Source organism: Methanobrevibacter sp., from assembly GCF_045644645.1.
Classification (GTDB): domain Archaea; phylum Methanobacteriota; class Methanobacteria; order Methanobacteriales; family Methanobacteriaceae; genus Methanocatella.
In genome coordinates, this window is the sequence record NZ_JAZRHE010000016.1 from 1 (window position 1) to 4,747 (window position 4,747).

6 protein-coding genes are annotated in these 4,747 nt (G+C 33.9%); 1 reads left to right on the forward strand and 5 read right to left on the reverse strand.

Annotated features, from left to right (window positions below; translation table 11 throughout):
- Positions 1-721, forward strand: a 721-nt coding sequence (locus ACKI4K_RS00845) for a F420-dependent methylenetetrahydromethanopterin dehydrogenase (protein ID WP_407421323.1), incomplete at its 5' end; no start/stop codon positions are given.
- A gap of 97 nt (positions 722-818) precedes the next feature.
- Here the strand turns inward: ACKI4K_RS00845 and hisB are convergent.
- From hisB to ACKI4K_RS00870, 5 genes are all read right to left on the reverse strand, one after another.
- Positions 819-1,397 carry an imidazoleglycerol-phosphate dehydratase HisB gene (gene hisB / locus ACKI4K_RS00850; protein ID WP_407421325.1) on the reverse strand — a complete coding sequence of 193 codons (579 nt, stop codon included), beginning with the start codon at positions 1,395-1,397 and terminating at the stop codon, positions 819-821.
- 39 nt (positions 1,398-1,436) lie between these two features.
- Positions 1,437-1,637 carry a 4Fe-4S binding protein gene (locus ACKI4K_RS00855; protein WP_407421327.1) on the reverse strand — a complete coding sequence of 67 codons (201 nt, stop codon included), beginning with the start codon at positions 1,635-1,637 and terminating at the stop codon, positions 1,437-1,439.
- 15 nt (positions 1,638-1,652) lie between these two features.
- Complete coding sequence (locus ACKI4K_RS00860) at positions 1,653-2,345, reverse strand: TOBE domain-containing protein (protein WP_407421329.1); 693 nt, start codon at positions 2,343-2,345, stop codon at positions 1,653-1,655.
- Positions 2,346-2,407: 62 nt separating this feature from the next.
- On the reverse strand, positions 2,408-3,967 hold the full coding sequence (locus ACKI4K_RS00865) for an oligosaccharide flippase family protein (protein ID WP_407421331.1): 1,560 nt from the start codon (positions 3,965-3,967) through the stop codon (positions 2,408-2,410).
- A gap of 49 nt (positions 3,968-4,016) precedes the next feature.
- Positions 4,017-4,601, reverse strand: coding sequence for a flavodoxin family protein (locus tag ACKI4K_RS00870; RefSeq protein ID WP_407421333.1), 585 nt, complete (start codon positions 4,599-4,601; stop codon positions 4,017-4,019).
- Positions 4,602-4,747: the final 146 nt, after the last annotated feature.

Here is a 4,747-nt window from a genome sequence, read left to right on the forward strand (position 1 = left end):
CTTTGGATCTGGAGCTAAAATGAACCCTGAACAAGTAGAAGACGTCGTACCTAAAATAGACGCTTTCGAACCTGATTTCGCAATCTTCATTAGCCCAAACCCAGGAGCACCTGGACCAGCTAAAGCAAGAGAATTATTATCAGAAAAAGATGTACCTGCTATTATCATTGGTGACGCACCAGGTAAAGGTAAGAAAGATGAAATGGACGAACAAGGATTAGGTTACATCATCGTTATGTCCGACCCAATGATCGGTGCAAAAAGAGAATGGTTAGACCCAACTGAAATGGCTATCTTCAACTCCGACATCTTAAAAGTACTCGCAGAAACCGGTGCATTAAGATTAGTCCAACAAACCATTGACACCGTAATCGAACAAGCAGAAGCAGGTGCAATCGAATTACCTAAACTCATTATTACTGCTGAAAAAGCTGCAGAAGCTGGTGGATTCGCAAACCCATACGCAAAAGCAAAAGCTATCGCTGCATACGAAATGGCAGGATCTGTTGCTAACTTAGACATGAAAGGTTGTTTCATGACCAAAGGTTTCGAAAACTACAACCCATTAGTAGCTGCTGCTCACGAAATCGCTGCATGTGCTGCTAAATTAGCACAAGAAGCAAGAGAAATCGAAAAAGCAGACGACACTGTTTTAAGAACCCCTCACATGAAAGAAGGAAACCCAGGTTGTAAAACAGACTTAATCTCAAAACCAGAATAAGTAGCATTACGCTACTTTAATTTTTTATTTTTTTGACTAGTTTTATAAAAACAGCTATTTTTAAAATAAATTAAAAAAAAGATAGCTAATTTAATAGCTATAATACTCCTTTTGTAGAAGGAATTTGGTCATGTTCAATTTTGATTGCTTCTTTTAAAGACTTGGCAAATGCCTTAAAAATGGCTTCAGCTTTGTGGTGATCATTTGCTCCTTCAGCGGTTCCATAAATATTTATTTTTGCAGAGCTTGCAAACGATTCGAAGAAATGGATAACAACGTCAGAGGTCATGTCTCCAATTTTTTCATTTTTAAAATTAAAATTCATATTACAATAGCTGCGGCCACTAATATCCACTGCAACAGTTGCGACAGACTCATCCATCGGAACAATCGCATGTGCCATTCTTTTAATTCCCTTCTTATCACCAATAGCTTGCAGGAAAGCTTCACCAAGCAATATTCCAATATCTTCTATAGTGTGGTGATCGTCAATCTCAATATCGCCAGAAGCATCAACTTCCAAATCAATCATACTATGTTTTGAAAAGGATTCCAACATATGATTAAAGAAATTTACACCGGTTGAAATATCATATTCGCCAATTCCATCAAGATTCATTCTAATAGTAATATCTGTCTCAGAAGTTTTTCTGGAAACATTTGAATTTCTACTCATAATCTAACCTACAAAATTATTAATTTAAGCTTAAATAATTTATCCCTCTTCACCAGGACGTATGATTTTAATGCAATCTTCGGGGCATTCCATGGCACATAGTGTACAGACGTGGCAATATCTTAAATCCAGTATATGTGCTATCCTATCAACTTTCCAAATTTTAGCTGCTTTTGGGCAAATATCATAACAATTGCCACAACCAGTACATTTATCTTCATCAACTAAAATTTGTAACATAACAACACCCTGAAATTATAATTTTAAAGTAGCAACAGACATTGCCTTAAATCCTACATAAACTTCCTTACCAATATTGAGATTCAATTCTTTTTCAGCGGATAAGGTAATGTCGGAATACAAATCGACCCCGCCAACATCTATTTTAACACGAATAACCTCATTTTCAAGTTTCATTTCAACAATCTGACCTTTCAGTATATTACGTATGCTGGATGTTTGGGGTTCCAGCATTAGGAAGATGTTATCATAACTAATCAATGCCAATAACTTATCTCCAACTTCATAATTTCTATTTAAAGGAGCATTAATCTTGAATTCATACATTTGAATTGTCATGATTCCCTTAGAATCATCAATATCAATTATTTCAGATTCTATTTCATTGACATCCTTATGAAGCTCCATAATCGCATTAATTTTTTTACATTCTTTTAAAATTGAATAGCCTTCTTCGGTGAGTGAAGTTCCTCCACCGCCACCTTTTCCACCTTTTGTTGTATTCACGATTTTAACATTTAGTGTTGACTCGATTTTTTCAATATAATTTAATGCGGTTCTATAAGATACATTGATTGATTTTGCAGCTGCAGTAAGTGAGCCAGTATCTAAAATAGACTCTAATAGTTGGAATTTCTTATTATCCAATAAAAAAGAATTGCCATCTATATTAATTTTATATTCAACACCCGCTTTTACATCAGTCATATAATCCCCCAATTACAACTAATAAAATTTATATGTTTTATATATTAATAATTTTCTAATTATTAATTTCTAAATTCGATTTTTTCAACAAAATTTAATAATTTATTTACTAATTTAGACAGCGGACCTAATTTAGATGAATATTCTCTTAAAGTTAGAATATCTTCTTTTGTGAAAAATTTAACCAAAATCAATGCAAAGAAATAAACGACCATACACAGGATAATGCCAGGGAATAACCACAATGCTGTTTTCGGAATAAATAATCCGAATAAAGCCATGATGGTAGTTGCAGCTATTATTTTTAAAACCGGCAACTTAGGGGCCTTTGTTTTAGTTAATTTAAATACAAAGTAAATGCATGGAATCATCATTAAAAAACAAGCAATGGTTGTAGCGGCTGCACCGCCGGCAATACCTAAAATTGGAGCAAATATCCAACAAAGAACACCAGTGACGATGGAACCAAATATCAGAATATACATTGGAATTCTAGGATTCCCAATACCTTGGATAATACTGGTTGATATGGCAAAAATAGAATAAAAAGTCATTCCAATAGACAATATTGCTAAAGCAGGAGCACCAGCGACATAAGCTGGAATTTTGAAATAAAGCAACCTTAAAATAGGTGCTGAAAATAAGGCAAGCCCAATACACATCGGAACTACAAATAACAATGAAATTTTATAGGACTCACCGACATATTTCTGAAGTGCAGTAATATCCTTAAGTTTAAATGCCTCGGAGGAGGCAGGTAAAATTGTGGTGGCTACAGAAATGGAAATCATTAAAGGCAATCTGGCAATAGGATCTGCTGCTGTAAAAAAACCAATATCCGCCAATGTTAAGAATCTACCCATAATAAGAGTACAAATGTTATAAATAAGCATTTCAGCAATTGCAGTGATGATAACTGGAATTGAAAACTTGACCAACATTATACCCAGTTTAAGTTCGTCACGGAATGAAAATTCAAAATCATCGCTCGGCTGTGGAATATATTTCGGCATGTAAAACTTGAATATCACCACTGAAGAAATCGCAGCAAGAGCATAACCAATAACCGTACCCCATAATGCACCAACAACAGAAAGTCCTATTAAAACGAATGCTGTTGCAAATAATATCATTGATAACTGCTCAATAGCACGGGTATAAACAATATATTCCATTTTATATACTCCCTGAAACGCACCTCTAAATGCACCCAAAACAACACTAAAAGGAGTAATAAAACCGATAATCTGTAAAGGAACCATAACTTCAGGTTTTCCCATAAAATTATTAGCCATCAGCGGAGCGACGACAAAAATAATTAAGACTCCCAAAAACAATCCCAGAAAAACCATGATTTTTAATGCGGTATAAATAGTTTGCCGAGCCATGTTATGATCATCGACAGCCTCATATTCGGCAATATATTTAGATATGGCGGGAGGAAGACCTCCGGCAGCTAAAGTTTGAAAAATACCCTGAACGGACATGGTGGTTCCTAAAATACCATTATTGACAGGCCCCAATAATGTAGCCATTAAAAAACGGTAAAGATAACCACCAACACGGAAAATGATGTTACCTATAAAAATTATCAAACTGCCTCTTACTAACTTATTTCCCATACTATACCTTTAAAAATTAGTTATTATTAATATAAATCGATTTTAGTATTTAAATATACTTATTTAAAAAATTTTCAAATTCATTTAAAGTTCTATTTAAAGACTCCATTCCATATCTATCCACTTTAATATCATCTAATGAATCATTTGACCAAAATGAAGCTCCTAAATTAGAACCGAAAGGCCCGCCACTTACCGGAATAATGCCATGTATCATGAAATATGTAATATTTTTTAGATGTGCAAAATCCTGACCGCCAGTCCTATCCCCACCAACTGCAATGCTCATTCCAATTTTCCCCCTTAAAAGATTATAATCTATAGCTTCCAAAGCCCGGGTCCTATCCATAATTGCAGATAAATTGGAACTAATGCCGCCGCTTTGAACAGGAGTGGCCAAAATTATCCCATCTGAATTTTGAAGACCTTCATAGACGCCTTTCATATCATCATCAATTATACACTTTTTATTTTTCAAACAATAATCGCAGTGCATACAAGGCTTGATATTTTTTGCTTGACAAGTAAACATCTCTGTTTCAATATTGTGTTCTTCAAGCTTGTCTAAAGCTGTTTTTAAAACGTATTCGGTTGTATTATTTCTAGGACTAGCGCATATGCCAAAAACTTTCATTATATCAAAACCTAGTATTATCTTTATATTTTTAAATAAAAATAGTTTAACATGAAAATTTTAAAAAGAAATAGAAATTGATTCAACTCTAAAAAAATATTTATACTTTCAAACACAATATATACAATATAATAAATTAAGGGTAT

Excerpts from the sequence above, each read along its gene's own strand:
- ACKI4K_RS00865 (WP_407421331.1), bottom strand. The coding sequence starts at position 3,967 with ATGGGAAATAAGTTAGTAAGAGGCAGTTTGATAATTTTTATAGGTAAC.
- hisB (WP_407421325.1), bottom strand. The coding sequence starts at position 1,397 with ATGAGTAGAAATTCAAATGTTTCCAGAAAAACTTCTGAGACAGATATT.
- ACKI4K_RS00860 (WP_407421329.1), bottom strand. The coding sequence starts at position 2,345 with ATGACTGATGTAAAAGCGGGTGTTGAATATAAAATTAATATAGATGGC.
- ACKI4K_RS00855 (WP_407421327.1), bottom strand. The coding sequence starts at position 1,637 with ATGTTACAAATTTTAGTTGATGAAGATAAATGTACTGGTTGTGGCAAT.
- ACKI4K_RS00870 (WP_407421333.1), bottom strand. The coding sequence starts at position 4,601 with ATGAAAGTTTTTGGCATATGCGCTAGTCCTAGAAATAATACAACCGAA.